The organism is Streptomyces marispadix (assembly GCF_022524345.1).
Classification (GTDB): Bacteria; Actinomycetota; Actinomycetes; order Streptomycetales; family Streptomycetaceae; genus Streptomyces; species Streptomyces marispadix.
Map to the genome: position 1 here is coordinate 6,395,466 of NZ_JAKWJU010000002.1, position 26,312 is coordinate 6,421,777.

The window sequence follows — 26,312 nt, forward strand, 5'->3', positions numbered from 1 at the left end:
AGGCAGGAAGGAGCGGGCTGTGAATGACGTGCCCCTCCAGTGGGAGGCCCGTCAGCACGCGATGGACTTCCTCCATCTCGAGGCTGACCTTCTCGACCGTCGTCGGCTCCCCGAGTGGCTGGAGCTGCTTCACGCGGACCTCGACTACCGAATCCCCGTGCGCACGACTCGTGAGCGTTCCGCGACGACGACATTCAGCGCTGCGGCCTTCCACATGATCGAGGACCGCTCCACGTGTCAGGCGAGGGTCGACAGATTCGCCTCCGAGTTCGCCTGGGCGGAAGACCCGCCGTCGCGTACGCGCCGGTTCGTCTCCAACGTCCAGGCCCTCTACGCCGACGACGCCCGCGACACCATCGACGTGCGGAGCAACCTGCTCGTCTTCCGCGCACGCGGCGAAGACGCGGCGATCCACCTGAGCGGCGAGCGACAGGACGTGCTCAGCCGCGGCCCGCAGGGCTGGCAGCTTCGTAGCCGCACGGTCCTGCTCGACCACACGTCGCTGCCCACCTTGAACCTCGCGATCTTTCTCTGATGAACCCGGACGAGAGCGAAGACGAGCGTCACGAGGGCGAGCGTCACGAGGGCGAGCAGGACATCGTCATCGCCAACGAGTTCGCCTACGTCGTCGTCCGAAAGGTCTCCACCCGGAACGGCGACCGTCTGGAGATCGTCTCGCCGCGTCTGCACTACTCGATCCGGCTCGACGCCCTGATCCTCGAAAGCCTGACCTGGCAGCGGCCGGATGCGCTTTCCACATTCCTGGAGGACCCCCACGGTCCCACCGAAGGCCACCACACCACCGAAGGAACCTGATCGACATGAGCGAGACCATTTCCCTGGACGGCTCCGTCGCCGTCGTCACCGGTGGTGCTGTCGGCATCGGCGCCGTGTACGTCGAAGGCATGGCGCGTGCCGGAGCGTCGGTGCTGGCGACCGACATCGACGACGAGGCGGCGATAGCGCTCGCCGGCCGCCTGCGGGCCGACGGCCTCCGGGTCGAGAGCATGCGGATGGACGTGACCGACCCCGCGCAGATCGACAAGGCGTTCCGCTTCGCGGACAGGACGTTCGGCGGCGTCGACATCCTCGTGAACAACGCCGCTCTCTTCACGACCCTGCTGCCCATGCGCCCGTTCACCGAGATCGAGTCCGAGGAATGGGCGCACGTCATGAAGGTGAACGTGGAGGCCCCGTTCCTCTGTGCCAAGGCGGCCCTGCCGTATCTCCGGCGGTCCGGCCGCGGGCGCATCATCAACATCTCCTCCACGACGGCCCTGACGGGGGCACCGACCCTGCTGCACTACATCACCTCGAAGGGAGCGGTGATCGCCCTGACCCGCGCCCTCGCCCGCGAGGTCGGCGGCGACGCGATCACGGTGAACAACATCGCCCCCGGCCTCACTTCCAGCCCGACCGCGCTGTCCACCGTCGACGCGGAGCGTTTCGACGCCGCCGCTGCCACCCGTGCGCTGAAGCGGCACCAGCAGCCTGAAGACCTGGTCGGAACCCTGTTGTTCCTCGCCTCGGAGGCATCTTCGTTCGTCACGGGCCAGACCCACGTCGTGGACGGCGGCGCTTTCCTCCAGTAGCCGCCCCCCAACTCCTCACGTTCACCCCCACCTTCGTCTCGCAAGGAAGGTCATCGCCGCATGCCCAGTTCAGCGACCCCGCATCCGGCTGTAGAAGTCGGCAGCTTCGCCGGTCACAGATCCCTCGGGGGCGAGCGCTACGCGATCCACGACCCCGGTCGTCCGGACGTCGTCGTCGGGTACGCCCTGGCCGCGTCGGCTGCCGAGGCCGACGAGGCGGTCTCCGCCGCCGTCCGCGTCGCCCCGCAATGGGCTGCGACGCCCCTGGACGAGCGCATCGAACTGCTTCGGTCGGCCACGCAGCAGCTCATCGAGGCCTCGCAGTCGAACGGATGGGACGAGGTGCTGACGTCGGAGCAGGGCAAGATCCGCACCGAGAGCACCGGTGAAGTCCTTCGCTCCACCCGCCTCTTCGAGATCTTCGCCGAGCAGGCGGATGCGGCGCTGCGTACCGAGGTGCTCGAAGACGAGCGCGGCCGACGCGAGATCGACTATCCGGCAGTCGGCCCCGTAGCAGCCATAACTCCCTGGAACTGGCCCGTCCTCCTGAGCTTCAACAAGATCCTCCCGGCGCTGCTCGCCGGGAATCCGGTCGTCCTCAAGCCGGCACCGAACACGCCCCTGACCGTCACGGCCATGGCTGCCGTGCTGGCCCGCGCCCTGCCCGACGGTGTGCTCGGCGTACTGGTGGGCGGAGGCGACGTCGGCGCTGCGCTCGTATCGCACGCCGATATCCGCAAGGTGGTCTTCACCGGAAGCATCGCCAACGGCCGGCGGGTCTACGCCGCTGCCGCCGACGGAATCCGCAGCGTCACCCTCGAACTGGGGGGAAACGACCCCGCAATCGTGCTCGAGGACGCCGACCTCGATGAGGACCAAGTGTCCCGGATCGCGGCCTCCGCCTTCATCACCAGCGGCCAGCTGTGCTGGGCGATCAAGCGGATCTACGTCCACGAGCGTCGAATAGACGAGTTCGTCGACGCATTCAAGGCGACGACGGCATCGATCCGCGTCGGCCACGGGGCGGACCCCGAGGCGACGCTGGGCCCGCTCAACAATGCCTCGCAGCTCGAACACGTCACCCGGGTCATGACGGAAGCCGTCGGCGGCGGCGCCCGGGCAACCGCGCTGGGATCGGTGCTTCCCAGCGGAGGCCCGGACACCGGAGGCCACTTCCTCCAGCCGCAGCTCGTGTCGGGGGCGGATGAGCGGTCGGAGTTGGTGCGCGCCGAGCAGTTCGGCCCCGTGGTGCCGGTGCTCGCATTCCGGACGACCGACGAGGTCGTGGCCCGTGCCAACGACACCAGCTACGGATTGTGTGCATCGGTGTGGTCGGCGGACCGCGACCACGGCTTCGACGTCGGTCGCCGCCTAGAGGCCGGGCAGGTCTTCGTGAACGCCCACGCGGGTCCCGCGTTCGACTACGCCGCCGGTATCGGCGGCGTCAAGCAGAGCGGTGTGGGCCGCGCCTTCGGCACCGCGGGCCTGCGCTCCTACACCGAGCCGCGCGTGCTCTCGGACCGGATCCTCCGGTGAGCGCCGTGGCCGCGGGCGAGGAGAACGCCCCATGACGCAGGCACTGCTCGGCGGACTGGCGACCGGCTCCGTCTACGCCCTGCTGGGACTCGGGATCGTCCTGGTCTTCTCCGTCTCCCGGAACGTGAACCTCGCTCAGGGCGAGTTCTACGTGTACGGCGCGCTCATCGCGAGCACCCTGGTCGGGCTCGGGCTGCCGATCCTGGTCGCCGCCGTGATCGCCGTTGTGGCCGTCGCCGTGATCGCCGCGGTCCTCCAAGTCGTGGTGGTCGCGCGGATGGAGTCCGCGCCGCACGCGACCCAACTGCTCGGCAGCATCGGCATCGCGCTGATGATGGCCGGCGTCGCACGCATGCTCTGGGACACCGACGAGCGAAGCCTGCCCGGCCTCTTCGACCGCGACGAGCCCTTCGACATATGGGGCCTGTCGATCACCCCGCAGACGATCGTTCTCTTCACGGCGCTCGCGGTGACCTGCGCGCTCCTGTGGTTCCTGCTGACCAGGACGATGCTCGGTGCGCAGATGAGCGCCGTGGCCGCCCTGTCTTCGCGGGCCGGTCTGCTCGGCATCCGTACGAACTCGGTGGCGAGGCTGACCTACGCGGTCGCCGGGGGAGTGGGTGCGCTCGCCGGCATCGTCGTCACGCCGCTGGTGTTCGTCTCCTACCACGCCGGGCTCGGACTGACCATCTCCGGCTTCATCGCCGCCGCGTTCGGCGGACTGCGCTCGGTCCGCGGCGCTGTCGCCGGCGGGCTGCTGCTCGGAGTGCTGGAGGCCACGGCGGTGCACGTCGGGCAGTCCACGATGAAGACGCCGCTCGCACTTGCGCTACTGATCGTCGTGCTCCTCGTCAGGTCGGAGTCGGAGGCTTCAGGGCGCCGCTGGCGGACGTTGAGGCTGTGGAGGGCTCGTCGTACTGCCGTTCCGCGTCTGCACGCCGTCGCCGGTCGGGCACGTCCACTGGCGTCCGCCGGGCGCAGAGGCCGGTTCGCGGCGCTGGCCGTCATCGCGGCCTTCGGTCTCGCCGGACCCCATCTGCTCGCTCCTTACTGGCTCTCCGTCTGGACGTTCGTCGGTGTGCTCGTCGTGGTGGGGGTGGGACTCGACCTGCTCCTGGGTTACACGGGGCAACTCTCCCTAGGCCAGACGACCTTCATGGGGGCTTCGGCGTACCTGGTCGCCCTGGCCGCGAAGTGGTGGGACGCGAGCCCCTTGCTCGCCGTGGCTGTCGCGATGGCGGGCAGCGTGGCCATGGCGGGGCTGGTCGGCGCCGTCGTACTGCGGCTTCGTGGTTACTTCTTCACGCTGGCGACGCTCGCCGTGGCCATGGGCCTGGAAGCCTTGGCCGACGGCTTGCCGGAACAGCTGGGCGGCCCGTCCGGCCTGCCGGTCCTGACGACGCTGGGCATCGGCCCCTTCGCTCTCGACACTCCGGAGAAGCTGTTCGCCGCGACGTGGCTCACGGCCGCTCTCGGCATGGCGATCGCGGCCAGGCTGGTGCGAAGCCGCTTCGGCTACGCGATGCGGACCGTCGGCCACGACGAGGCGCTCGCAGCGGCTGTCGGCGCCTCCCCGTTCTCGATCAAGCTACGGGTGTTCTGCCTGTCAGCCGCCTACGCCGCAGCGGCCGGGGTCTTGACCGCGCACTCCTACCTCTCCGTCTCGCCCTCGGTGCTCGGCTTCCTCGGCGGGATCGACGCGATCCTCGGACTGCTGCTCGGGGGTCTGGGGACGGTGTTCGGCGCGGCCCTCGGCATCCCCTTGGTGCGGCTGCTGCCCGAGGCCGGTGAGAGCGTCGCGTCGTATCAGCTCGTCATCCAGGGTTTCGCGATCGTCGCGATCGTTCTGCTCATGCCCCGAGGACTGATGGGCGGTCTGCGATCCGTCCTCCAGTCCTTGCGGCGACGCGGCGACGCCGACGCCACGCCACAGTCCCCTGAGGCCGCAGCCCCTGGCCACCTATCCGTAAGTGCCGCAGCCGCCCCGGCGGAGGTGCCCGCGCGAGATCCGCGGACCGAGCCCCGACTGAGGCTCACGGCCAGTGGTGTCGAGGTGAGGTTCGGAGGAATCGTGGCCCTCTCGGGGGTCGACCTCGAAGTCGCCCCAGGCTTGATCACCGGACTGATCGGGCCGAACGGCGCGGGCAAGAGCACCTTGCTCGCCGTCCTGGCCGGCAGCCGCCGGCCGACCTCCGGCACCGTACGGCTCGGCGAACGTGACCTCACGGGCATCGGCGCCGGCACCTGCGCGCGGCTCGGCATCGCCCGGGCGTTCCAGCTCCCCAGAATCCCGCCCCATATGACGGTGCTGGAGGTGGCGATGCTGGGCACGTTCCGCCGCGGTCGCGGCGGCATCCTGCGGTCATGGTGGCGAGGGCAGCGTGAGCTCGCCGCGATGGAAGCGACGGCCTGCGAACAGCTCCGCCGGGTCGGGATCGCCCACCTGGCCCGGGCCGAGGCGAGCACGCTGTCGACCAGCGACCAGAAGCTGCTCGAGGTTGCGCGCGCCCTGGCGTCGGCACCCGAGGTGCTCTTGCTGGACGAACCGGCCGGCGGCCTGTTCGAGGACGACCTCCCGCGCCTGGCACAGCTCCTGAGGGGGCTGGCCGAGGAGGGTCTGGCAGTCGTGCTCGTCGAGCACGACATGAGCCTTGTCATGGAGGTGTCCGACCGCATCGTCGTCCTCAACGAGGGATGCGTCATCGCGGACGGCCCGGCGGACGTCGTCCGCCTCTCACCGGAGGTGATCGATGCCTACCTCGGAGTCTGAACTCGCCCTCGAACTCGTCGACGTGACCGCCGGCTACGGCCGACTGCGTGTCGTGCACGGAGTGGACCTCCAGATTCGCCGTGGTGAATGCGTTGCCCTGCTGGGCGCCAACGGCGTGGGCAAGACCACGCTGCTGCGCGCGGTCGTGGGCATGGCGACCCTGAGCAGCGGCACGGTACGCCTCCACGGCCGGGACGTCAGCCGATGGCCGACGCACGAGATCGCTCGCGCAGGCGTGGCCGTCGTCCCCGAAGGCCGAGCGCTGATCCCGGAGCTCTCGGTCAGGGACAACCTCCTGCTGGGCACCACGGTTTGGAACAGACGCTTCCGCTCGCAGGCGGTGGACGACGCGCTGGAGCAGATCTACCGAGAGTTCCCGATCCTCAAGGAGCGTCGCCTCCAGACCGCCGGCCGGATGTCCGGCGGCCAGCAGCAGATGCTCGCCATCGGGCGCGCCCTGATCGCTCGCCCTGACGTGCTGATCCTGGACGAGCCGTCACTCGGTCTCGCGCCGCGAGTGGTGTCCGAGGTCTTCGACCGGCTGCACGCGGTCAGCGCTACCGGTGTGACCGTGCTCGTCGCCGAGCAGAACGCGCGCGCGGCCATGCGCGTGGCCGGCCGCTCCTTCGTCCTCACTGGGGGCCGGATCGCCCCAGGCCCCGAACCCGGCACCGACCTGTCCGACGACTTGTCGGCCGTCTACCTCGGTTACGACCGAGACCGTCCTCCGGGCTGACAGAAGGGAAGAACCGTGAAGAGAACACACGTCAGACATGCCGCGGCGGGGGTGACCTGCCTGATCCTCGTGGCTGGAGCGTCTGCCTGCGCGGACGACAAACGAAGTGGCGGCGACGGCCCACGCGTCGGCGTCATACTCTCCCGCTCAGGGCCGGCTGCCGCCCTGGGCGAAGACATCGAGGCCGCCCTGGACGCCTTCAAGGAGATCGATCCGACGACTGCGGACCTCGACATCGAGTACGTCACCTGCGATGACAAGTCGACACCCGAAGGGGCGTCGGCCTGCGCCAGGAAGTTCGCCCAAGAGGACCCGGTCGACATGATCTTCGGCCCCGTCATCGGCGCGATCCACGCCAAGGCGGCACCCATCCTGCGGACGGGTCCGCCCTCGATCACGCCGTCGCCGTACGTGGTGCCGTCTCCCGACAGCCCCATCTTCTCGGTCTACGGCAGCGCCGCCGACATGAACCACACGATCGTGCAGCACGCGGCCGACCGTGACTACGAGCGGATGGCGTTGCTCGCCACGACGGACCAGACCGGCACCATCGCCGTCGAGAACATCGAGAAGTCGGCTGAGAAGCTCGGGGTGAAGGTAGCCGTCGAACGGTTCGCCGCCGAGGACGTCGATGCGACAGCACAGCTCAACAGACTCCTCGACACCGACCCGGACTACGTGTACGTCGCGGCGTCGGGAGCTGCCGCGGGTGTGGCGTTGAAAGGGCTGAAGCAGCTCGACGCCGATCTCCCCACAGCACTCGCCGGTTCCAACACCTCGGCGGACTTCTTCGCCGCGGCCTCGAAGGCCCTTCCCTCGGAGACGCTGTTCGCCGTGACGCCGTCGTGGCTGCCGGACGACCTCGACGACGCCGAACGTGCCGACCAGGTTCGCGAGTTCCAGCGGGCGTTCGAGAAGGCGGCGGACGCACCGCCGAGCTTCGTAGTACAGAGCGTCTACGACTCGTTCCAGGTGATCGCTCAGGCGCTGGACAAGGCCGGGACCGAACGCGACGACATCGTCGGCTACATGGAAGGCCTTGACGAGTCCCAGGGCCTGAACTGGACGATCTCGTTCTCCGAGAGCCGGCACAACGTCTCGACGCTCGGCAACTGGACGATGGCCCGCTATGACCCGGCTGCAAAGCAGTGGAGTCTCGCCGACTGAACCAAGGAGCGCCCTGTCCGGCCGGCCGTCGAGCCGGCCGGACAGCGCGTGAGAGACCCGGCCACTGGTCCTGTCCGCCCCGGACTTCGTGTCAGACGCTCAGCCGAATTGGTCGACGAGGGTGCGCCACCGGCGCGCCGACTCCAAGGCCACCGCTGCGATCTCGTCGGGCACGTGCGAGTACGGCGGACGGATGGGGCCGCTGCGGCAGTAGCCGGCGGCGTTGATCCGGGTCCGCTCTAGCTGCACGTTGTAGGACGCGAACAGCTCGTCTTCCTTCGCCAGTTCGATGAACGGCTCCGCTGCCCACAGGATTCGCGAGCTGACCTCGTCGAGCGAGGCTTCGTCGCCCGCCGCCAACGCGTCGCGCAGCGCCAGGCACGGTTGCGGCCCCATGGCCGCGGCGGTCGCCCAGAACGCGGTCGTCTCCTCCGCGCCGATGGCACGGAACTGCGTGACGACCATGTCGCTCGGCAGGAAGTTGACCCGGTGCCGGGTCACGCGCCGGTTCTCGGACAGGGCGCCTGGGCGGGAGCACTTGGCCGCCACGACCGTCGGAGCCGAGGCCGCCACGCCCTGCCAGAAGCCGGTGGCGTCGGCGAACGGGAAGCGGAACGCGCGTTGGTTCGCGTAGACCATGACCGCCAGGTCAGGGAAGTAGTGGGAGACCTGCGCGAAGTAGTCGACGGCGGCGCGCTCGGTCAGCGGTTGCCACATGGGCAGTCCCAACAGGGTGCCGTCGACGCCGGCGCGACGCAGGACGTCCATACGGGCATATGTGTCGTAGGCGCCGGTGGTCGTGGCACCGACGAAGAGGGGGACGCGGCCGTCGACCGTTTCGGCGAGGCACCGCACCAGGGACTCGTACTCGCCCGCGGGCAGGGTGGGGCACTCACCGGTCGTGCCCAGGGCGATCACGCCGTCGACTCCGTCCGCCAGCAGGGCCTCCACCGTCCGCGAGGTCTCGGCGAGATCCACCGTGGCGTCCGCGTCCCAGCGGTGTGCTTCCGGGAGGGCAGGGGTGGGGATGATCGCGAGCAGGCCCGTGAGGTCGCCGGCCGATACGGCGGGCGTCATGCGCCGATCGTCTCGTGCTCGGCGACAAGCTGCCGTCGGCGGGCGATGAACTCCCGGTTCATGCCCATGCCGACCACGCCGGTCAGCCGCCCGTCCGTCAGGTGCCGGGTGACGAACCTGGGGGAGGCGGGATTCCCTTCCCAACGACGCTCGGCCGAGTCGCTGAGCTCGCCGGCCGTCTGGAATCGGAGGCCGTACTGGTCGGACCAGACGTAGGGAACCGGGACGTAGGGGAGGGCGCCGTCGGGACCGTTCAACAGGTTGGCGGCGGCGCGGCGGGCCTGCTCGGTGGCGTTGGTCCAGTGCTCATGACGGATAAGGCGGCCGGATCGCGTGTCGTACCAGCGCGCGACGTCGCCGGCGGCGACCACGCGCGGAGCCGCGAAGCACCCGCTGTCGCACACCACGCCGTCGTCCAGACGAAGTCCCGACCCCGCCAGCCACTCGACGGCAGGCGTGGCGCCGATCCCCACCACGACCGCGTCTGCGACGAGTGTGGAACCGTCCGTGAGGTGCACCGACTCGACCCGGCCGGAACCGCGGACCCCGCTGACTCCCACCCCCAGCCGGAACTCCACGCCGTGTTCGCGGTGCAGGGCCTGCATCGTCTCCCCGGCCCGGCGGTCGGCGACCCGGGCGAGCAGCCGGTCGGCCGCTTCGACGACTGTGACGTGGACGCCCAAGGACCGCGCCGCAGCAGCTACCTCGAGCCCGATGAAGCCGCCACCGATGATGACCAGTCGCCCGCCGTCGCGCCGGAGGAGGGACCGCCGCAGGTCGGCTGCGTCATCGAGGGTCCGGAGCACGGTGACGCCGGCGAGCGCCTCGACCGGCAGCGTCCGCGCAGTGGCCCCCGTCGCGACGACGAGGCCGTCGAATGCGACTTCGCCGCCGTCGGCGAGGTCCAGCCGCCCCGCCTGGAGATCGGCGCCCGCGGCAGCCGTACCCAGGCGCAGGTCGACTCCGAGATCGTCATAGTGACTTCGGGGACGCAGCGGAAGGCGGTCGGCGGACCAGTCGCCCGTGAGGTACTGCTTGGAGAGCGGTGGCCGGTCGTAGGGAAGATGGCGCTCCGCGCCGACCAGGACGATGTCTCCGTCGAAGCCCTCCGCACGCAACGACTCTGTGGCGCGCACGCCGGCGAGCGAGGCTCCGACGACGACGACACGACGTATGGCTTCCACGACGTCCCTTCACGGCACTTGACCTGACCTGAGCTGACTGCGACTCTACCCGGAAATCCTCCGTATGCATACTAATTTGCAAAGGCGTCGCGATGACTGACGAGGTCGACCAGCTCGTGGAGGGCTATCACGCACTCGGTAACGCCGGTCACGGCGACCTGGTGTGGGGACACGTCGCGTTGCGAGACGCCTCCACCGGCGGTTTCTGGATGAAGGCCGCCGGATGGGGCTTCGACGAGGTCACCCGAGATCGCCTGGTCCTGTTGTCGAGCGACGGATCGATGCTGGCCGGAACAGGGCCACGCCACGTCGAGTGGCCGATCCATGCGGAGATCCTCCGGGTACGTCCCGAGGTGTCGGCCGTGGTCCACACGCACGCCGGCGCGGCCGTCGTATTCGCCTCCCTCGCGACGCCGCTCAGGGCGATCTCCCACGATGGCGTCCCCTTCGCGGCGCCGGACGTGCCGCGCTTCACCGAGACGGCAGACCTGATCCGCAGCGCCGAGCTCGGAGCGGCGCTCGCCGCGACCCTCGGGGATGCGAACGGGGTGCTCATCCCCGGGCACGGGCTGGTGACGGCTGCGGCGACGCTCGCGGAGGCGGCCATGTACGCCGTGCTCCTGGACCGGGCGTGCGCGCATCAGCTTCGGGCGCTCCAGGCGGGCGGCCCCCGGCTGTGGAGCGATGCCTCGGAGGTGGCGGCGAAACAATCGATGTGGACACCGGCGAGCCTCGCGTCGGGCTTCGACTATCTGGTGCGACGCGCACACGAGAGCCGCCGGTGAGTGCTGCCGATCGCCCTCGCTAGGGGTCGGCCGGGTCCGGGATCTCCATCACGACACCGGCGCGCTCGGCGAGGTAGGGTGTCACCGCCGTACGGATCGTCTCCCAGTGGCGCTCGTCCTCGCGGAAGGCCAGGTAGTCGTCGACCGTGGCGAAGTCCGCCGTGTAGCCGAAGTCGTAGTTGTCCGGGCGGACGCGCAGATCCTCGCCCACGCACATGTCCTCGATCTGTGAGAACTCCGCGCGTAGGGCCAGCAGCGCCGCTGCCATCTTGGGTACGGCGTCCGCCGGAGCGTCCGGCGACAGCCGCACCAGCACGATCTGGCGGATCACGGGGCCGAGCCGCCGGGAGGCCGGATCCCGTAACCGAGCACCCCGCCGTTGACCGCCAAGGTCTCACCCGTCACGAACGAGGCCTGGTCCGACAGCAGGAACGCCACCGCGGCCACGGCCTCCTCCGCCCGGGCGAGGCGTCCGAGGGGGATGTGGTCGATGATCGCCTGCCGCTCGGGGTCCCGGACCGCGGAACCCTTGTCTCCGGGTTCGCGCTCGATGGCCGTGGGCGACATGGCGTTGACCGTGACCCCGTGAGGAGCGAGTTCGACGGCCATGGTGCGCGTCAGGTGCACGACGCCTGCCTTCGCTGCGTGGTAATGCGGGCCCTGCCATGGCACGTAGCCGAAGGCCGCCTGCGACGCGATGTTGACGATGCGTCCGAACCGCCGCTCGACCATGTGGGGAGCCGCGGCGCGCGAGCACAGGAAGGTCGTGGTGAGTGTCAGCCGGAGGATGCGTTCCCACTCTTCGGGATCGGTCTCCCAGAAGGGCCCGACGTGGCGCACGTACGAGGCCACGTTGTTGACGAGCCAGTCGATGCGGCCTTCCCGGGCGACGACGTGTCCGACGAGTTCGTCGACCGACGCGGCCGACGATACGTCGCCGGTGAGTGCGCTCGCCTCACCGCCCGCCTCCTCGATCTCGGAGACGGTGCGCGCGGCCAGGTCGCCGTCGATGTCGTTGACGAACACCCGGGCGCCGCCGTCCGCCAGGGAGCGGGCGATGCTCGCACCCAGCCCGCGCCCGGCGCCGGTCACCACGGCGACCTTCCGCACGAAATCACCTTCCTCACTGGCCGGCAGTCAGTCGACGGGGGGCGGGACGAAGTCCTGAAACACGTCGCCCATCCGCGTAATGCTCTCGACCTCGAGTGGGTCCAGCAGGATCTCCCGGCCGCTGTTGAGATCGCGGATCAGCAATCGTGGGCCGTTCGCCGACCGGTCGATCAGCAGTTCAACGCACGCGAACTCGCTCCGCAGGTGCACGGCTGCCCCTTGCCTAGATGATGATCGAGACGTTGAACAGAGGCAGCACGCTGTTCTGCAACAACGCCGTACGGGCCGCGACCTTCCAACCGTCGGGGGCGGGGCTCAAGCGGTGGCGGTACTGGCCGACGAAGGACCGCTCCTGACCCTTGCGGATCTCGTGGACAAGGAAGTTCGAGGTCACGAGTACGTCGTCCTCGGCCCCGGCGACACGGACGTTGGAGATCAGCCGACGGGTGGTCGAGCGGGGGATCTGAGCGTGAGCGGGCCCGGTGACGAGCCTCCAGACCCGCTCCTCCAGCCGTACGCGGTCGTCGTTGATCAACGCTGCCCGGACAGGGGCGGGCGAGTCGTCGATGCCGTCCGGGACGTGATAGGTGGCGTCGTCGGTGAACAGGTCGAGCCAGTCGTGCAATCGCCACTGATCCAGCAGCTCGGCCTCGTGGTACAGCCAGTCCTCGGCGTCGCCGCGGCTGAAGGTGCTGGGGGATTCCGGCATGCTCATGCCCCGCCCCCTTGGTCGCTTCCCACCAGGCGGGCGTACTCGGCGTACATGCCTCGTTGATGGATCTCGTCCGTCGGCGAACCACGGCGGACGCCGTCGCCGAGGTCTTGGCAGTCGTGCGCGCCCCGGTTGAGCAGCAGCCACGGTGTCGACATGGCTTGCAGCCCCTCGGTCACCGCCGAGAACACCTCGTAGTCGTCGGGCGTGCCGAATCCCGTCGGCGGATAGAACCCCTCGTGCTCGGCCATCCGTTTCCGGTTCAGCGCCTCTGGAGCGTCCGTGAGCAAGTAGGGGTACATCATCACCTCGGTCTCGTCGACCGAGACCGGCTGGACCACCCGGATCTGGTGGCCGATGAGGAAGAGGTTCGGAAAGACGAACACGTTCATGTGCGCGAGGATCTCCAGGAGGCGCTCGGAGCCGTGCTTCGCCTCGAGCGCACTCGTGTACTCGGGGAACTGCTCTCGAAGCACGTCGATGGCCCGCGGGTCCGCGCGCCGGGCGAGCACCGCATGACCGCGTGGGAACGTCTCGGTCCAGCCCTGGTCTTCGCCGTGGGACCCGAACTTCAGCTCCACCTCCTCGGCCCGGGACATGATGCCGATGTAGGTCTCGTGGACGAACGCGGTGTGGTAGCCGTCGACGCCGTTCTCCATCTGGAGCTTCCAGTTACCCGGGTACCGGTGCCTGCTGACACCGGCCGACAAATCGATCTCGCCGGAGAGTGAGAAGTCGAGCGTGGCATCGACGTAGTCGCGCACCGGCCCCAGGTATTCGACGAGAGGCTCGATGCCGTCGTCGAAGCAGGCGAAGACCAGTCCTCGATAGCTCTCCACCCGCGGAACGTTCACGAGGCCCAGTCCGCCGAGGTCGAAGTCCCTGGGGTAGCGGCTTCGCTTCGGAACTCCCATGAGGTCGCCGTTGTTGCGGTACGTCCAGGCGTGGTACGGGCACCTGAAGAACTTGCCGTTCCCCTTCTCTTCGCGGCAGACGAGGGAGCCCCGGTGCAGGCACCGGTTGACGAGCACGCGCACGGCCTCGTCCTCGCCGCGCACCAGGATGACCGGTTCGCTGCCGATCTTCGCCCGCTTGTAGTCGCCTACGTTGCGCACCTCGGACTCGTGCCCGACGTATACCCAGGCACGTCGAAAGAGGGTGCGCATCTCTTCGTCGTAGATCGCTGGGTCGGTGTAGAGACGTCGGTGCACCCGGTCGGGGAGCAACAGCTCATCTAGGTTCACAGCACCTCCGGGGCATTCGTCGAGACCCGGGCAGACACCCGCTCGCATGGCGGGCCCCGGCAGAGCACGTGCGTCGGTGAGCTCGCCGATGTGAACACCGTAGTCGCGCCACCGAGCAAACTCGAACGTATACGGAGGAACCTAGAGTCAGGGAAGAGCCCGTGTCAATGGCAGCATGCGGCCGCCGCTGCCGCGCGAGTTAGTATCCGTACGTACGCAGAGGACGTACGCAGAGGAACCGGGATCGGCCGATCGTGATGAGGAGTCGGGGATGGGGAAGTCCGGCCGCGGGGCAGAAGTGACGTCCGTGCGGACGGGCGCCGAAATGCTCGCCCTCGACGAGGCTCCGGGTCATCTGGTGAGAAGAGCGCAACAGCGTCACGCGGTCCTCTGGGCGCACGAGTTCGGCCAGGACCTGGACATCACGGGGCCTCAGTACGCGTTGCTGTGCGCCGTTGCGGCCGCCGACGGTCTCGACCAGGGCACCGCGGGGGAGCGCGCCTCGCTCGACAAGTCGAGCACGGCCGACGTCGTGGCCCGGCTCGTGGGCAACGGCTGGCTACGGGTCTCACCGGACGTGCACGATCGGCGCCGTAAGGCCTTGTCGATCACCCCGCTGGCCCGCACCGCCCTCGAAGTCGTCACTCCCCGCGTCGCCGAGGTGCAGACGCGGCTCATGCGCAACATCCCTGTCGGCGACCGGCCCGCCTTCCTGGACGCGCTGCGCGTCGTGGCCTACGCGGGCCAGGTGCCGGAGGCCGACGCGGGAGCCGGACCGTTCCATTCGCTTCGCGATACACCGGGACACCTGCTGCGCAGGGCGCAACAAGTGCACACCGTGCTGTGGGGGGAGGAGGTCGGTCCGGTGCCCACCGCGCCGCAGTACGCCGTTCTCAGCGGGTTGTGGTCGCATCCGGCCGGAATAGATCAGGGCACCGCGGGCGAGTTGGCGTCCCTGGACAAGTCGAGCATCGCCGACATCGCGCGACGTCTGGTCAACCGCGGCTGGGTCAGCCGGGAGCGAGACGACGCCGACAGCCGGCGCTGGGTTCTCCGGCTCACGAATCCGCTCCGAGAGGACTTCACCAAGTACACCCCCGCGGTTCGCCGCGTCCAGCAGCGCATGTTGGCGCCCCTGGAAGGCGCGCAGCAGAAGCAGGCGTTCATCGAGGGTTGCCGCGCCCTGGGATACGCCGACTGAGCCTCAAGTCACCGATTCCTCAAGGGACGTGTCCCCAAGGGACGTGTCGCGTCTGTGGGTGGGGGGCATTGAGCGCTGGCCGTCGGTTGCGGCGACCGCAAGGGCGAGCAGCCGAGGAGCAGCCGAAGCATCACGGCATCGAGTTGGCGGGCGTGGCCGACAGCCGGTCGACCCGGCAGGTAGCGCGTTGACGTCCTCGATGCGGCCCCCGCCCGCCGACGGCGAGCGGATCAGAGTGAGGCACTTGTGATCCGGGGGCCAGGGGCAGTGCGGCGCACGCAGCAACGGCCCGAGCCTCCCTGGCTCGGCGTGACCGGACCAGCGGCCTGCCCGGCGTCGGATACGGCGCTGTCGTCACCGCCCATCACCAACCACCCGTAATCCTCCGCATACGTTGTGATCCTCGACGCGCCCCGCCAAGGAAGCGATGCGCGGTGATAGTTGACCGATTCAAGACCGAGAACCTACGATCAACGAAATGGTCCGTATACAGAATATCGAGGTGATCGTGGATGTCGACTCGTCGGTTCAGGGCGGACGACCGAGCCCTGGATGTCTTGTACGACCGGCTGTCGGTCACGGACCTGCAACCCCTGTGGGAGCTGACGGGCCTGCTGACACCTGAGCCGGTCGTCGGCGCCGTGCCCTACCGGTGGCCGGGGGAGGAGCTTCGGGCACTCGGCGAAGCCTCCGGCGAACTCGTCCCGGTCGAACGCGGAGGAGACCGCCGGGTGTTGGCCTGCTGCAACCCCGGCCTCGACGGCGCCCCGTACGCCGTCCCCACGCTCTGGGCAGCGGTGCAGTACCTCCGCGCAGGGGAAGTCGCGCCGGCCCACCGCCACACCCCGGCCGCGCTGCGATTCGTCACCCAGGGCCAGGGAGTGTGGACCCTCGTCGACGGCGACCCGGTCCACATGAGCAAGGGGGACTTGGTCCTCACGCCGAGCTGGACGTTCCACGAGCACCACAACCCGTCCTCGGAGGCGATGACTTGGATGGACGTGCTCGATCTTCCGATCGTCGCCGCGCTCGGCGCCGTCTTCTTCGAGGATGGGCCGACGGACGTGGCCTCGACCGCCACGGCTGCGCAGTCGACGTCCGAGAGCTGGTACGGCGGGGGGCCCGGCCTCGTTCCGGTGGCAGGGCCTTCGGCCCCGGGGACGAGGTCCCCGCTCTTGGCCTATCGCTGGGCCGACACCGACCGCGCGCTGGCGGCGCAGCTCCAGGCAAGCGGCCGCGGTGTGGCCGTCATCCGGTTCGCAGACCCGGTCCGCGGCGGAGACGTGATGCCCACGTTGCGATGTGAGATGCACCGGGTGGAGTCCGGCCGCCGTACCGACCGGACACGGCAGACCGGTGGAAGGGTCGCCTGCGTGCTGCACGGCACCGGGTCCGTCGCAATCGGCGGCGAGACGTTCGACGTCGGGCCGGGCGACATCCTGGCGATCCCCTCGTGGTCTGCCTGGGACGTGCGGGCCGAGACCGAGCTGGATCTGTTCAGCACGAGCGACGCGCCGGTGCTCGAGGCACTGGGGCTGATGCGTCGCGACACCGTGGCGGTGCCGGGGCCGGTGGCCGTCCCGTGAGCGCCATGCACCGGACCCTGGTCGTGGGGGGCGGCATCGGAGGGCTTGCCACCGCTTTGGGGATCGCCCGCTCCGGGAGACAGGTGCATGTCCTCGAGAGAGCCGACGCCCTCGTCGAGATCGGTGCCGGCCTCCAAGTCGGGCCGAACGCGAGCCGCGCGCTGGACGAGCTGGGAATCCTCGACGACATCCGGCCGCGTGCCGTCTTTCCCCGGCGCGGCGTCATGCGGGATGCGAGGTCCGGCAAGGTGCTGACCACCCTCGACCTGAGCAGCTTCGACCATCGTTACGGCTACCCCTACATCGTCTTGCACCGAGGGGATCTGCTAGAGGCACTGGTCCGGCATTGCGCGGCGAACGACCTGGTCACCGTCGAGACGGGACGCCACGTGACCTCGGCGACCGTCAGTCCGGGCCAGGCCCGCGTCAAGTGCGCGGACGGTGCGGAGTACGAGACTTCCGCCCTGATCGCGGCCGACGGCCTCCATTCCACGTTGCGGAAGCACGTGATCCAGGACGACGTCGTACCGAGCGGCTATGCGGCGTACCGGGGGACGCTCCCGATCGACGAGGTGCCCACGGAGATCGACGACGACGCGGTGGTGCTGTGGGTGGCACCGGGGCTTCACCTCATGCAATACCCGGTACGCGGGGGAGCGGTCTACAACCAGGTGGCGGTCGTGAGGACGGACCTCGCCGCGGAGAGCCTCGACGCCGCCTTCGCCGAAACCTGCCCCCAGGTGCGTACCGCGGTCGCGGCCATCGGGCGAGACCGGAGCTGGCCCATGTTCGACAGGACTCCCGCGTCGACCTGGATCCGCGGGTGCCTGCTGCTCGTCGGCGACGCCGCGCACCCGATGCTGCAATACCTCGGCCAGGGCGCTTGCCAGGCGCTTGAGGACGCCGTCGAGCTGGAGCGCCAGTTCCGGGCCCACCACGCCGACGTCGGGGAAGCGTTCGCGGCGTTCCAGCGGGCACGCATGCCGCGGACGCACCGATGCCAGACGAGTGCCCGACCGTGGGGGAGCTCTGGCACACCGACGACCCGCTGACCGTGGCGATCCGCAACCGGTACTTCGCGCTGCGGCGAGCCGATGACCTGTCAGAGCTCGACTGGCTCTACGCACGAGCGGATGCCCAAGCCGACCGACCCCGCGAGGAGGACCGCCGTGCGATACATCAGCTTCCGTGACGCCCACGGCGCGATGAGAGTCGGCGCGATCGCCGGTGACGACCCCACGGTGGTCCTCGACTTGACCGCAGGTGTTCCGAAAGGGCCGCACGGACCGATGCGCCGGCTCATCGAGGCCGCGACCGCCGGTGCCTGGACGGCCGAGGAGGCTCTGCGTACGGCGACCGGGCTGCCACGTGCCGACGTCGTGCCCGTCGCTCCCGTACCGGAACCTTCGAAGATCGTTGCTGCGCCGGTCAACTACCGGAACCACCAGGCAGAGATGAGCTCCGACAGCCAGATCGACGCACTCGGCGTCTTCCTGAAGGCGCCCTCATCGGCGACCGGCCACGAGTCCGTCGTACGCCTTCCGTATACCGACCGCCGGTTCGACCAGGAAGGCGAGTTCGCTGTAGTGATCGGCCGCCCAGCTCGACACGTGCGCGCTGCCGACGCTCTCCAGCACGTCTTCGGCTTCACGTCGTTGCTCGACATGACGATGCGCGGCGGTGAGGACCGCTCGGTCCGCAAGTCGTTCGATACGTTCACGCCGATGGGGCCGACTCTGGTCACGCCCGACGAAGTACAGACGGTCGACGAGTTGGAGCTCAAGCTCTGGGTCAACGGCACGCTGCGCCAGAGAGCCGATCTTGCCGACCTGATCTGGGACGTGCCGCGACTGATCGCCTACGCATCGTCCGTGATGACGCTCCTGCCCGGCGACGTCGTGACGACGGGCACCCCGGAGGGGGTGGGTGCGGTGCGGGACGGCGATCGGATCGAGTTGGAGATCACCGGCTTGGACCGGCTCGCGGTGGGGGTGTCGAGCGAGGGCGCGGTTCCCTGTCCCACCCTCGGGGCCGGTCGCGGGCCGCGGCCCCCGTCGGAACTCACTCCGGTCCGACCGCGCACATGATTCGCGGCTCCTGCGCGCTCACCTTGTAGAGGGGGCACTCCAAACCCGTCGCGGCTGCCGCACTACCCGCGGCAGACGGGTCGGGGCGGAAGGGATGACGCGCCTCGGTGGCTCAGCATGACGCCGGACCACCGAGGCGCCCCTTTAACAGAGTTGACGCGTCTGACAGAGTTGACGCGCCTCCCGTCGCGCGATCAGTTGTTCACGTATCCCATGTACTTGTCCCAGTCCCAGTTCGGACCGGGGTCCGTGTGGTCGTTACCGGGAACCTCGCTGTGGCCGACGATGTGCTCACGGTCCTTCGGGATGCCGTACTTGTCTGCCAGGCTCCGCGTCAGTGCGGCCGAGGAGCGGTACATCTCCTCGGTGAACGACGACGGGTCGTCGACGAAGCCCTCGTGCTCGATGCCGATCGCCGTGGCGTTGCCGTTGCCCACGTGATAGGCGGTGTCGCCGTCGTCGACCATCTGGGTCACCTTGCCGTCCGAGGAACGCACCACGTAGTGGGCGCTGACCTGGGAGTCCGGGTTCTTGAACCAGTTGATCGTGCTGTCGTAACTGCCCTGCGTGACGTGGACGACGATCTGTGAGATCTCCCCGTTCCGGCCGGGAGTGAAGTTCGCCGGGTCGGCCGGGTCCCATTCGGGCGCCGGAGCTTGGGCGGGCGGCGGGGCCGGGGCGGGCGGCGGAGCCGGGGCTTCGGGCGGCGGCGGGGCTGAGGCTTCGGCCGGTGCGGGTGCCGGTGCCGGGGCTTCGGCGGGCGGCGGAACCGGTGCGGGAGCCGGAGCATCGGCCGGGGGCGGGGCCGGGGCGTCGGCGGGAGCCGGACCGTTGGCCGGAGCGGGAGCGGGAGCAGGGGCCGGGGCATCTGGGAGGCCGTCGGCGGCGTGCCGTTCCGGTTCCTCGACAGGTGCGGGAGCCGGACCGTTGGCCGGGGCCGGAGCGGGAGCCGGGGCATCTGGGAGGCCGTCGGCGGCGTGCCGTTCCGGTTCCTCGACAGGTGCGGGAGCCGGGGCGTCCGGGAGGCCGTCGGCGGCGTGCCGCTCCGGTTCCGCAACTGGTCCCGGAGCCGGACCATCGGGCCCCGGACCAGGAGCCGGGCCGGGAGCCGGACCCAAGCCCTGACCATTGGACGGAGCCGGTCCGGGAGCCGGACCGGAACCCTGACCACTCGCTGGACTACCCGTGGGCGGACCATCGGCCGGGCCCGCATCGGGACCGTGATCCGGACCGGGTGCTGGGCCAGGAGCAGGGCCGGGGTCCGGCGCATTGGGCGGGCCCGCATCGGGACCGTGATCCGGGCCAGGAGCAGGACCCGAACCAGGACCCTGACCCGGACCATCGGCCGGACCCGCAGCCGGGCCGGGGGCCGGACCCGATCCAGGCCCCGCATCCGGGCCCGCAGCGGGACCACCGGCCGGACCCGCAGCAGGACCACCCGATCCTGGACCATCGGCCGGACCAGGAGCAGGGCCGGGGGCCGGACCCGAATCAGGCCCCGCATCCGGACCCGCAGCAGGACCACCCGACCCCGGACCATCGGCCGGACCGGAGGCTGGACCCGCAGCAGGGCCGGGGGCCGGACCCGATCCAGGCCCCGCATCCGGACCGGGAGCAGGACCACCGGGTGCCGGACCATCGGCCGGACCCGCAGCCGGACCCGCAGCCGGACCACCGGCCGGGCCGGAGTCCGGACCCGCATCCGGACCGGAGTTCGGACCCGCATCCGGACCGGGATCAGGAGCGCTCGTACTCGAGTCGGGCCCCGGCCCGGTGTCCGCGGCCGCCGACCCGGCGGCCATGATGCTCGCTGCGAAGGCACCCGCTATGAGAACACCGCTGCGCTTTCCGATGGATCTGGAGATTTCGCGATGCCAAGTCACTGTTTTACGACGGTGACGTCCCGCCATTCGTCTTCCTCTCTTCTGCCGGCGTCCAGCGCCGGTTGTGGGGTTTGTCGCGCTAATTGGTCTGATGAGCCGCGCACAGTCGCGTCGCTGACCCGCCGCGGAATCGCGGCCCGGCCGCCCGGTCCAGGAGCCACTGCGCGGCGTCTCCCAGGCCACCGGGCACGACTGGCTCCACGGCGGTGTGCTGGGATCGGTCCCCCGAACTCCTCCCGGTGCCGGGCTTGTTCAATCGGTGCTCCCTTCTGGTCGGAGACCCGGCGCTGACCGCCGGTCAGTGCACGAAGCGGCGGAGCCGCTCCGGCGACAGCGAGTCGCCGGTGCGTACGCACCAGGCGACGTGGCTGTCGGAGACGGTGAACTGCGGGACGGGTTGGGCGCATTCGTCGACCGCCAGGGGACAGCGGGTGCGGAACACGCAGCCGGACGGCGGATCGAGTGGGCTGGGCGGGTCGCCGCCGAGCAGGATTCGCTCACGGCCCTTCTCCGTGGCCGGGTCCGTGTCGGGCACCGCGGACATGAGCGCCTGCGTGTACGGATGCGCCGGGCGGGCGTAGAGGTCGTCAGTGCCGCCGGTCTCCATGAGGCGGCCGAGGTACATCACGACGACGCGGTGGCTCATGTGCTCGACGGCGGCGAGGTCGTGGGAGACGAACAGGTAGGTGAGCCCGAGTTCGCCCTGCAACTCCCGTAGCAGGTTCATGATCTGCGCCTGGACCGAGACGTCGAGGGAGGCGGTCGATTCGTCCAGGACGATCAGGTCCGGATTCGCCGCCAGGGCGCGTGCGATGCTCACGCGCTGGCGCTGACCGCCGGAGAGTTCGTGCGGGTACCGGGCGGCGGTCTGATGTACGAGCCCTACGAGATCGAGGAGTTCGGCCACTCTGCGGTTGCGTTCCGCGCGTCCGGAAAGCATCCGGTGCACGTCCATGGGCTCCCGCACGGTCGCACCGGCGGTGCGCCTCGGGTCGAGTGAGGCGTACGGGTCCTGGAAGACCATCGCGATCCGCCGTCGCAGCTCGCGCGAAGCGGCGCCGCGCGCTGCCAGTACGTCCTGGCCGTCGAGGTGAACCGTTCCCGACGTGGCCGGGACGAGACGGGTCAGCGCGTTGCCTATCGTCGACTTGCCGGACCCCGACTCACCTACCAGACCCAGCGTCTGACCACGGTCGACGGCGAAGGACACGTCCTCGACCGCGTGCACCCACGAGCGGTGACGGCCCTGCCTCGGGCCCGGGAACCGTACGCACAGGTTCCGCACGTCCAGCAGCGGTACGGACTCTGTGTCCGGGGCCGTGCCCGGACCTGCTGCGCTCTTCACTTGTCCTCCGGGCAGAACGTGCGGGCGTAGTGGCGCCGCCCGACCTCCAGGAGATCCGGGATCTGGGTCGCACACCGCGGATCTCCCTGCACGGGGCAACGGTCGAAGAAGACACAGCCGGGCGGCAGCGCGCGGGGGTCGGGGGGCGTACCCGGGATGGCGGTGAGCTGGTCGCGTCGTCGGCCGAGGACCGGACGCGCTCCCAACAGGCCGCGTGTGTAGGGATGTACGGGCGCGCTGTGCAGGGTCTCGACGGGGGCCTGCTCGACCACCTGTCCGCCGTACATCACTACGACGTCGTCGGCGAGCCCGCCCACCACAGCGAGGTCGTGGCTGATCCAGACCACCGCCATGCCCGTGCGCTCCTGCCGTACGCGCACGAGGTCCAGGATCTGCGCCTGCGTCGTGACGTCGAGTGCCGTCGTCGGCTCGTCCGCCACGAGGACGTCCGGTCCGCAGGACAGCGCGATCGCGATCATCACCCGCTGTCGCATCCCGCCGGACAACTGGTGCGGGTAGGCGTCCAGTCGGCGGTCGGGGTCGGGGATGCCGACCGTGTCGAGGAGTTCACGCGCACGGTCGCGGGCGGCCCGCCGGGTGGCGCCGAGATGTTCCTCGATGCCTTCGGTGATCTGCCGTTCGATCGTGAGCAGCGGGTTGAGCGACGTCATCGGGTCCTGGAAGACGAATCCGAGCCGCCGTCCCCGTATGCCTTCGAGTTCACGCCGGGACAGCGTCAGCAGGTCCCGGCCGCCGAGGAGAGCGCTGCCGGTGACGGTCGCCGGCGGTGGGACGAGCCCTGCCGAGGCGAGCACCGTCATCGACTTCCCCGAGCCGGACTCGCCGACCACGCCGAGCGTCTGTCCCGCTTCGACGGACCACGACACTCCTCGTACGACCCTGGCCGCCCGCCTGCCGCGGCCGAGGACGACGCCGAGGTCTCGCACGGCGAATCCGGGCGCCTTCATCGGCCCCTCCCGGACTCCATCGCGGAACGCCGGCGGGGGTCCAGGACGTCCCGCAGCCCGTCTCCCACGAGATTGAACGCGAGCACCGTGACGAAGATGGCGAGCCCCGGGAAGACGCTCATCCACCAGGCGTCGGTGAAGCCCTTGCCGTCGAAGAGCATCCGCCCCCAGGACGGTTGCGGCGGCTGCACGCCGAGTCCGAGGAACGACAGCGCCGCCTCCGAGAGGATCGCGAACGCCAGGCTGAGCGAGGTCTGGACGATGACCGGCGCCGAGACGTTGGGCAGTACGTGGGTGCGAATGATGCGCAGCGGCCCTGCGCCGATGCCGGCGGCGGCCTTCACATACGGCTCCTCGCGCAGCGCCAGCGTGCTGGCGCGGGTGACGCGGGCGAAGACCGGTACGTACACCACGCCGATCGCGATCGTCGCGGTGGTGACGCCGGGCCCGAGCACGGCGACGATCGCGATGGCCAGAAGCATGATCGGGAACGCGAAGACCACATCGACGACCCGCATGATCACGGTGTCGGCCCATCCCCGGAAATAGCCGGCGAGGAGACCGAGGACCACCCCGGCGACCAGCGCGATGCTCACGCTGATCAGACTGACCTGCAAGGAGACCCTCGCGGCTAGCACGACCCGGCTCAGGACGTCGCGTCCCAGGTCGTCGGTGCCGAACCAGTGCTCCAGGCTCGGTGGTTGGAGGGCGCGGGTGACGTCGACGGCGTTCGGGCCGTACGGCGCGAGCTGCGGGCCCAGGAAGGCCAGAACGACGAGCAGCGCCACGACGGCGAGCCCGGCCGCGGACACGGGGCGTCGCAGCAGATGACTCCACACGGAGAACGGACGGGCGCTCATCGGATCGATATCCTCGGGTCGATTCGCGCGTACAGCAGGTCCACGGCCATGCTGACGAGCAGGAACAACGCCGCGACCAGCAGCACCGCCCCCTGCACGACGGGATAGTCCCGTGCCGAGACGGCGTCGAACGTCAGCCGCCCCAACCCCGGCCAGGCGAAGACCACTTCGATGACGATGACCCCGCCCATCAGGATCGCCGCCTGGACGCCGATCACGGTGATGACGGGGACCATCGCGTTGCGGACCACATGACGGCGCCGCACGGTGCGGTGCCGCAGTCCCTTGGCGCGGGCGGTGCGTGCGTGTTCGGACCCGAGCGATTCGAGTACGGCGCTGCGGACGAAGCGGGTGATGATCGCCCCGGAGACCAGGCCCACTGCCGTCGCGGGCATGACCACCCTGGACAGCCAGCCGAGGGGGTCCTCGGTCAGCGGCACGTAACCGGAGGGCGGCAGCCATCCCAGCGTGCTGGAGAACAGCAGGATGAACAGGATGCCCAGCCAGAAGTCCGGTACGGAGACCCCGAATTGGCTCACGACGCGCACGATCGTGTCGCTGATCCTGCCCTGGTGCGTCGCCGCGTAGACGCCGAGGGGAAAGGCGATCCCCACGGCGATGACCATGGCCGCGAAGGCCAGGGAGAGCGTCGCCGGAAGGCGTTCGAGCAGCACGAGCGTGACCGGTTCCCCCGTGCGGAAGCTCACTCCCAGATCACCGGTGAGGGCGCTGCCCACGTAGTGGAAGTACTGGCTGATCAGCGGCCGGTCGAGTCCCGACGCGGTACGCAGCGCCTGGTAGGACTCCGGTGTGTACTGCGTGCCCAGAGCGACCCGCACCGGGTCGCCCGGCACGAGATGCATCAGCGTGAAGACGACGACCGTAACGCCCAGCAGGACGACCGCGGCGTGCCCGGTGCGGGCCAGCGTGAAGCGCAGCATCATTCGGCCAGCCTCACGTCACGGAAGCGGACGGCACCGTCGCTGCGGACCTTGTATCCCTTCAACTGCGGTGCCCACACCTGCACGATGTCGGGGTTGTAGAGGTAGATGTAGCTCGCGTCGTCGGCGATCTGCCGGGCGGCCTGCGCGTAACGGACCTTGCGGGCCTTCCTGTCGGACTCCTTCTGGCCCGCTTCCAGCAGCCTGTCGACCTTGGGGCTCGAGTACTTCTGGAAGTTGAAGTTCCCCTTGGAGTGGTGCTGGGCGTAGTAGAAGTCCTCGGCGTCGAGATTGCCGAGCCAGCCGAGCATCAGCATGTCGTATTCGCCCTTGCCCTGCTTGTCCAGCCAGGTGGCGAAGTCGACCTCGCGGGGCTTGACGGTGATCCCGATCTTCCCGAGCTGGGACGCGATCACCTGGCCCGCGACGACGGTCTCGGGGTACTCCTTGGTCACCAGCATGTCGATCTTCAGGTCGCGTACGCCGGCGGACTTGAGCAGCCTGGCCGCACGGCGCGGGTTGTGCGAGTAGGGCGAGTACGCCGTGTACCAGGGGTTGGTCCTCGGTATGGCCAGCTGGTTGACCGTCGCGTTGCCGTACTGCGTGGCCTGGACTATGGCCTTGCGGTCGATGCCGTAGGCGATGGCCCGTCTGACCCGCGGATCGTCGAACGGACGGCGGTCCTGGTTGGTCGTCAGGTACCAGTAGTCGTTGCCCACGGCCGTGTCGAGCCTGAGGTCCTGGTTCTGCGAGACCCTCTCGACCTGCTGCGGCGGGATGTTGTCCGTCCAGTTGATCTCGCCGGCCTCCAGGTCCGCGACGGCCGTCGTGGGCTCGGGGATGAACCGGAAGGTCAGCGACGGGATCTTCGGAGCGCCGCCCCACCAGTGCGGGTTCGCCTTCAGCCGGACCGACTCGCCCGGGTTGTAGTCGTCGAAGGAGAAGGGCCCGGTGCCGACCGGGTGCGTCTTGATCTTCCCGCTCTCGACGTTCCTCTTGTTGACGATGGCGAGCCCCTTGTGACCGCCGATCCTGGACAGCAGGTTGTACATGGGCTTGTCGAGCTTGAGTACGACGGTCGAATCGTCCGGAGCCGAGATGTCCTTGACGCCGTCGAACCGCCAGGCGTTCCCCAGCTTCTTGTCGATGATGCGTCGGTAGGAGTAGACGACGTCGTCGGCGCCGAAGTCGGAGCCGTCGTGCCACGTGACGCCCTCGCGGAGGGTGAACGTCCACGTGAGCCGGTCCTTGCTGACCTTCCAGCGCTCGGCCAGCGCCGGTCTCATGTCGAGGTTCCGGTCCGGCTCGACCAGGGTGTCGAAGGTGTTCTCCAGCACCTGGAAGGAGAAGTACGCCGAGGTGCGGTGCGGGTCGAGCTGGTCGGGCTCACCTGCGATCGCGGCCACCACCCCCGAGCCGTCCTTGCTCAGGCCCGGGTCCACTCCAGTGCCGGGCGAGCACGCACCGAGCAGGGCCGATACGAGTGCGGCGCCTGCCCATCGGCTCAGCCGTCTCACGTCTTGACTCC

General features: G+C 69.5%; 24 protein-coding genes and 1 pseudogene. 12 read left to right on the top strand and 13 right to left on the bottom strand.

From position 1 onward, the window contains the following. Positions 1-19: 19 nt before the first annotated feature. From MMA15_RS26580 to MMA15_RS26610, 7 genes are read left to right on the top strand one after another with little or no spacing between them, the layout of a single operon-like run. Positions 20-535 (top strand): aromatic-ring-hydroxylating dioxygenase subunit beta, encoded by a 516-nt coding sequence (locus MMA15_RS26580; RefSeq protein WP_241062702.1) that lies wholly within the window; start codon positions 20-22, stop codon positions 533-535. Beyond that, entirely contained in the window at positions 535-816 is a 282-nt protein-coding gene (locus MMA15_RS26585) for a dihydrodiol dehydrogenase (protein WP_241062703.1), read from the top strand. Before MMA15_RS26580 ends, MMA15_RS26585 begins: the two co-directional genes overlap by 1 nt. 5 nt (positions 817-821) lie before the next feature. After that, complete coding sequence (locus MMA15_RS26590) at positions 822-1,592, top strand: SDR family NAD(P)-dependent oxidoreductase (protein WP_241062704.1); 771 nt, start codon at positions 822-824, stop codon at positions 1,590-1,592. Between the two features lie 60 nt (positions 1,593-1,652). Continuing rightward, the gene (locus MMA15_RS26595) at positions 1,653-3,128 is read left to right on the top strand and encodes an aldehyde dehydrogenase family protein (RefSeq protein WP_241062705.1); all 1,476 of its coding nucleotides are present in this window, start codon (positions 1,653-1,655) and stop codon (positions 3,126-3,128) included. Positions 3,129-3,159: 31 nt separating this feature from the next. Beyond that, a complete protein-coding gene (locus MMA15_RS26600; RefSeq protein WP_241062706.1) occupies positions 3,160-5,898 on the top strand; it encodes a branched-chain amino acid ABC transporter permease/ATP-binding protein in 2,739 nt (912 codons plus the stop codon). Continuing rightward, positions 5,879-6,634 (top strand): ABC transporter ATP-binding protein, encoded by a 756-nt coding sequence (locus tag MMA15_RS26605; RefSeq protein WP_241062707.1) that lies wholly within the window; start codon positions 5,879-5,881, stop codon positions 6,632-6,634. The genes MMA15_RS26600 and MMA15_RS26605 overlap by 20 nt, the downstream gene beginning before the upstream one ends. A gap of 15 nt (positions 6,635-6,649) precedes the next feature. After that, on the top strand, positions 6,650-7,801 hold the full coding sequence (locus tag MMA15_RS26610; protein WP_241062708.1) for an ABC transporter substrate-binding protein: 1,152 nt from the start codon (positions 6,650-6,652) through the stop codon (positions 7,799-7,801). Positions 7,802-7,900: 99 nt separating this feature from the next. Here MMA15_RS26610 and MMA15_RS26615 read toward each other — a convergent pair whose 3' ends face one another. Then, positions 7,901-8,878 (bottom strand): dihydrodipicolinate synthase family protein, encoded by a 978-nt coding sequence (locus MMA15_RS26615; protein WP_241062709.1) that lies wholly within the window; start codon positions 8,876-8,878, stop codon positions 7,901-7,903. Beyond that, on the bottom strand, positions 8,875-10,062 hold the full coding sequence (locus MMA15_RS26620) for an NAD(P)/FAD-dependent oxidoreductase (RefSeq protein WP_241062710.1): 1,188 nt from the start codon (positions 10,060-10,062) through the stop codon (positions 8,875-8,877). The genes MMA15_RS26615 and MMA15_RS26620 overlap by 4 nt, the downstream gene beginning before the upstream one ends. A gap of 92 nt (positions 10,063-10,154) precedes the next feature. On the opposite strand from MMA15_RS26620, the gene MMA15_RS26625 reads away from it, so the two are divergent. Further along, positions 10,155-10,847, top strand: coding sequence for a class II aldolase/adducin family protein (locus MMA15_RS26625; RefSeq protein ID WP_241062711.1), 693 nt, complete (start codon positions 10,155-10,157; stop codon positions 10,845-10,847). Between the two features lie 19 nt (positions 10,848-10,866). On the opposite strand, the gene MMA15_RS26630 is transcribed toward MMA15_RS26625, so the two are convergent. From MMA15_RS26630 to MMA15_RS26650, 5 genes are read right to left on the bottom strand one after another with little or no spacing between them, the layout of a single operon-like run. Beyond that, entirely contained in the window at positions 10,867-11,178 is a 312-nt protein-coding gene (locus tag MMA15_RS26630) for a Dabb family protein (RefSeq protein WP_241062712.1), read from the bottom strand. Continuing rightward, positions 11,175-11,957 carry an SDR family NAD(P)-dependent oxidoreductase gene (locus tag MMA15_RS26635; RefSeq protein ID WP_241062713.1) on the bottom strand — a complete coding sequence of 261 codons (783 nt, stop codon included), beginning with the start codon at positions 11,955-11,957 and terminating at the stop codon, positions 11,175-11,177. The genes MMA15_RS26630 and MMA15_RS26635 overlap by 4 nt, the downstream gene beginning before the upstream one ends. A 27-nt stretch (positions 11,958-11,984) precedes the next feature. After that, complete coding sequence (locus MMA15_RS26640) at positions 11,985-12,167, bottom strand: hypothetical protein (protein WP_241062714.1); 183 nt, start codon at positions 12,165-12,167, stop codon at positions 11,985-11,987. Between the two features lie 13 nt (positions 12,168-12,180). Beyond that, on the bottom strand, positions 12,181-12,672 hold the full coding sequence (locus MMA15_RS26645) for an aromatic-ring-hydroxylating dioxygenase subunit beta (protein WP_241062715.1): 492 nt from the start codon (positions 12,670-12,672) through the stop codon (positions 12,181-12,183). Continuing rightward, positions 12,669-13,913: an aromatic ring-hydroxylating oxygenase subunit alpha gene (locus MMA15_RS26650; protein WP_241062716.1), complete on the bottom strand. Its 1,245-nt coding sequence runs from the start codon at positions 13,911-13,913 to the stop codon at positions 12,669-12,671. Before MMA15_RS26650 ends, MMA15_RS26645 begins: the two co-directional genes overlap by 4 nt. A gap of 271 nt (positions 13,914-14,184) precedes the next feature. Here MMA15_RS26650 and MMA15_RS26655 point away from each other — a divergent pair, with 271 nt between their 5' ends. The 4 genes from MMA15_RS26655 to MMA15_RS26675 all read left to right on the top strand — a co-directional run bounded on the left by MMA15_RS26655 (position 14,185) and on the right by MMA15_RS26675 (position 18,787). Beyond that, a complete protein-coding gene (locus MMA15_RS26655; RefSeq protein WP_241062717.1) occupies positions 14,185-15,114 on the top strand; it encodes a MarR family winged helix-turn-helix transcriptional regulator in 930 nt (309 codons plus the stop codon). A 512-nt stretch (positions 15,115-15,626) separates the two neighbouring features. Continuing rightward, on the top strand, positions 15,627-16,700 hold the full coding sequence (locus MMA15_RS26665; RefSeq protein ID WP_241062718.1) for a cupin domain-containing protein: 1,074 nt from the start codon (positions 15,627-15,629) through the stop codon (positions 16,698-16,700). 5 nt (positions 16,701-16,705) lie between these two features. Continuing rightward, on the top strand, positions 16,706-17,752 hold the full coding sequence (locus MMA15_RS26670; RefSeq protein ID WP_241063514.1) for an FAD-dependent monooxygenase: 1,047 nt from the start codon (positions 16,706-16,708) through the stop codon (positions 17,750-17,752). A 117-nt stretch (positions 17,753-17,869) separates the two neighbouring features. Continuing rightward, entirely contained in the window at positions 17,870-18,787 is a 918-nt protein-coding gene (locus MMA15_RS26675; protein WP_241062719.1) for a fumarylacetoacetate hydrolase family protein, read from the top strand. Positions 18,788-18,981: 194 nt separating this feature from the next. On the opposite strand, the pseudogene MMA15_RS26680 reads toward MMA15_RS26675, so the two are convergent. The 6 genes and pseudogenes from MMA15_RS26680 to MMA15_RS26705 form a co-directional block, all read right to left on the bottom strand. Then, a pseudogene (locus tag MMA15_RS26680) lies at positions 18,982-19,449 on the bottom strand (N-acetylmuramoyl-L-alanine amidase); the annotation flags it as partial. A 1,519-nt stretch (positions 19,450-20,968) separates the two neighbouring features. Then, entirely contained in the window at positions 20,969-22,015 is a 1,047-nt protein-coding gene (locus MMA15_RS26685; protein WP_241062720.1) for an ABC transporter ATP-binding protein, read from the bottom strand. Beyond that, positions 22,012-22,983 carry an ABC transporter ATP-binding protein gene (locus MMA15_RS26690; RefSeq protein ID WP_241062721.1) on the bottom strand — a complete coding sequence of 324 codons (972 nt, stop codon included), beginning with the start codon at positions 22,981-22,983 and terminating at the stop codon, positions 22,012-22,014. The genes MMA15_RS26685 and MMA15_RS26690 overlap by 4 nt, the downstream gene beginning before the upstream one ends. After that, positions 22,980-23,843 carry an ABC transporter permease gene (locus tag MMA15_RS26695; protein WP_241062722.1) on the bottom strand — a complete coding sequence of 288 codons (864 nt, stop codon included), beginning with the start codon at positions 23,841-23,843 and terminating at the stop codon, positions 22,980-22,982. Before MMA15_RS26695 ends, MMA15_RS26690 begins: the two co-directional genes overlap by 4 nt. Next, positions 23,840-24,787: an ABC transporter permease gene (locus MMA15_RS26700; RefSeq protein WP_241062723.1), complete on the bottom strand. Its 948-nt coding sequence runs from the start codon at positions 24,785-24,787 to the stop codon at positions 23,840-23,842. The genes MMA15_RS26695 and MMA15_RS26700 overlap by 4 nt, the downstream gene beginning before the upstream one ends. Next, positions 24,784-26,301 (bottom strand): ABC transporter substrate-binding protein, encoded by a 1,518-nt coding sequence (locus MMA15_RS26705; protein WP_241062724.1) that lies wholly within the window; start codon positions 26,299-26,301, stop codon positions 24,784-24,786. The genes MMA15_RS26700 and MMA15_RS26705 overlap by 4 nt, the downstream gene beginning before the upstream one ends. Positions 26,302-26,312: the final 11 nt, after the last annotated feature.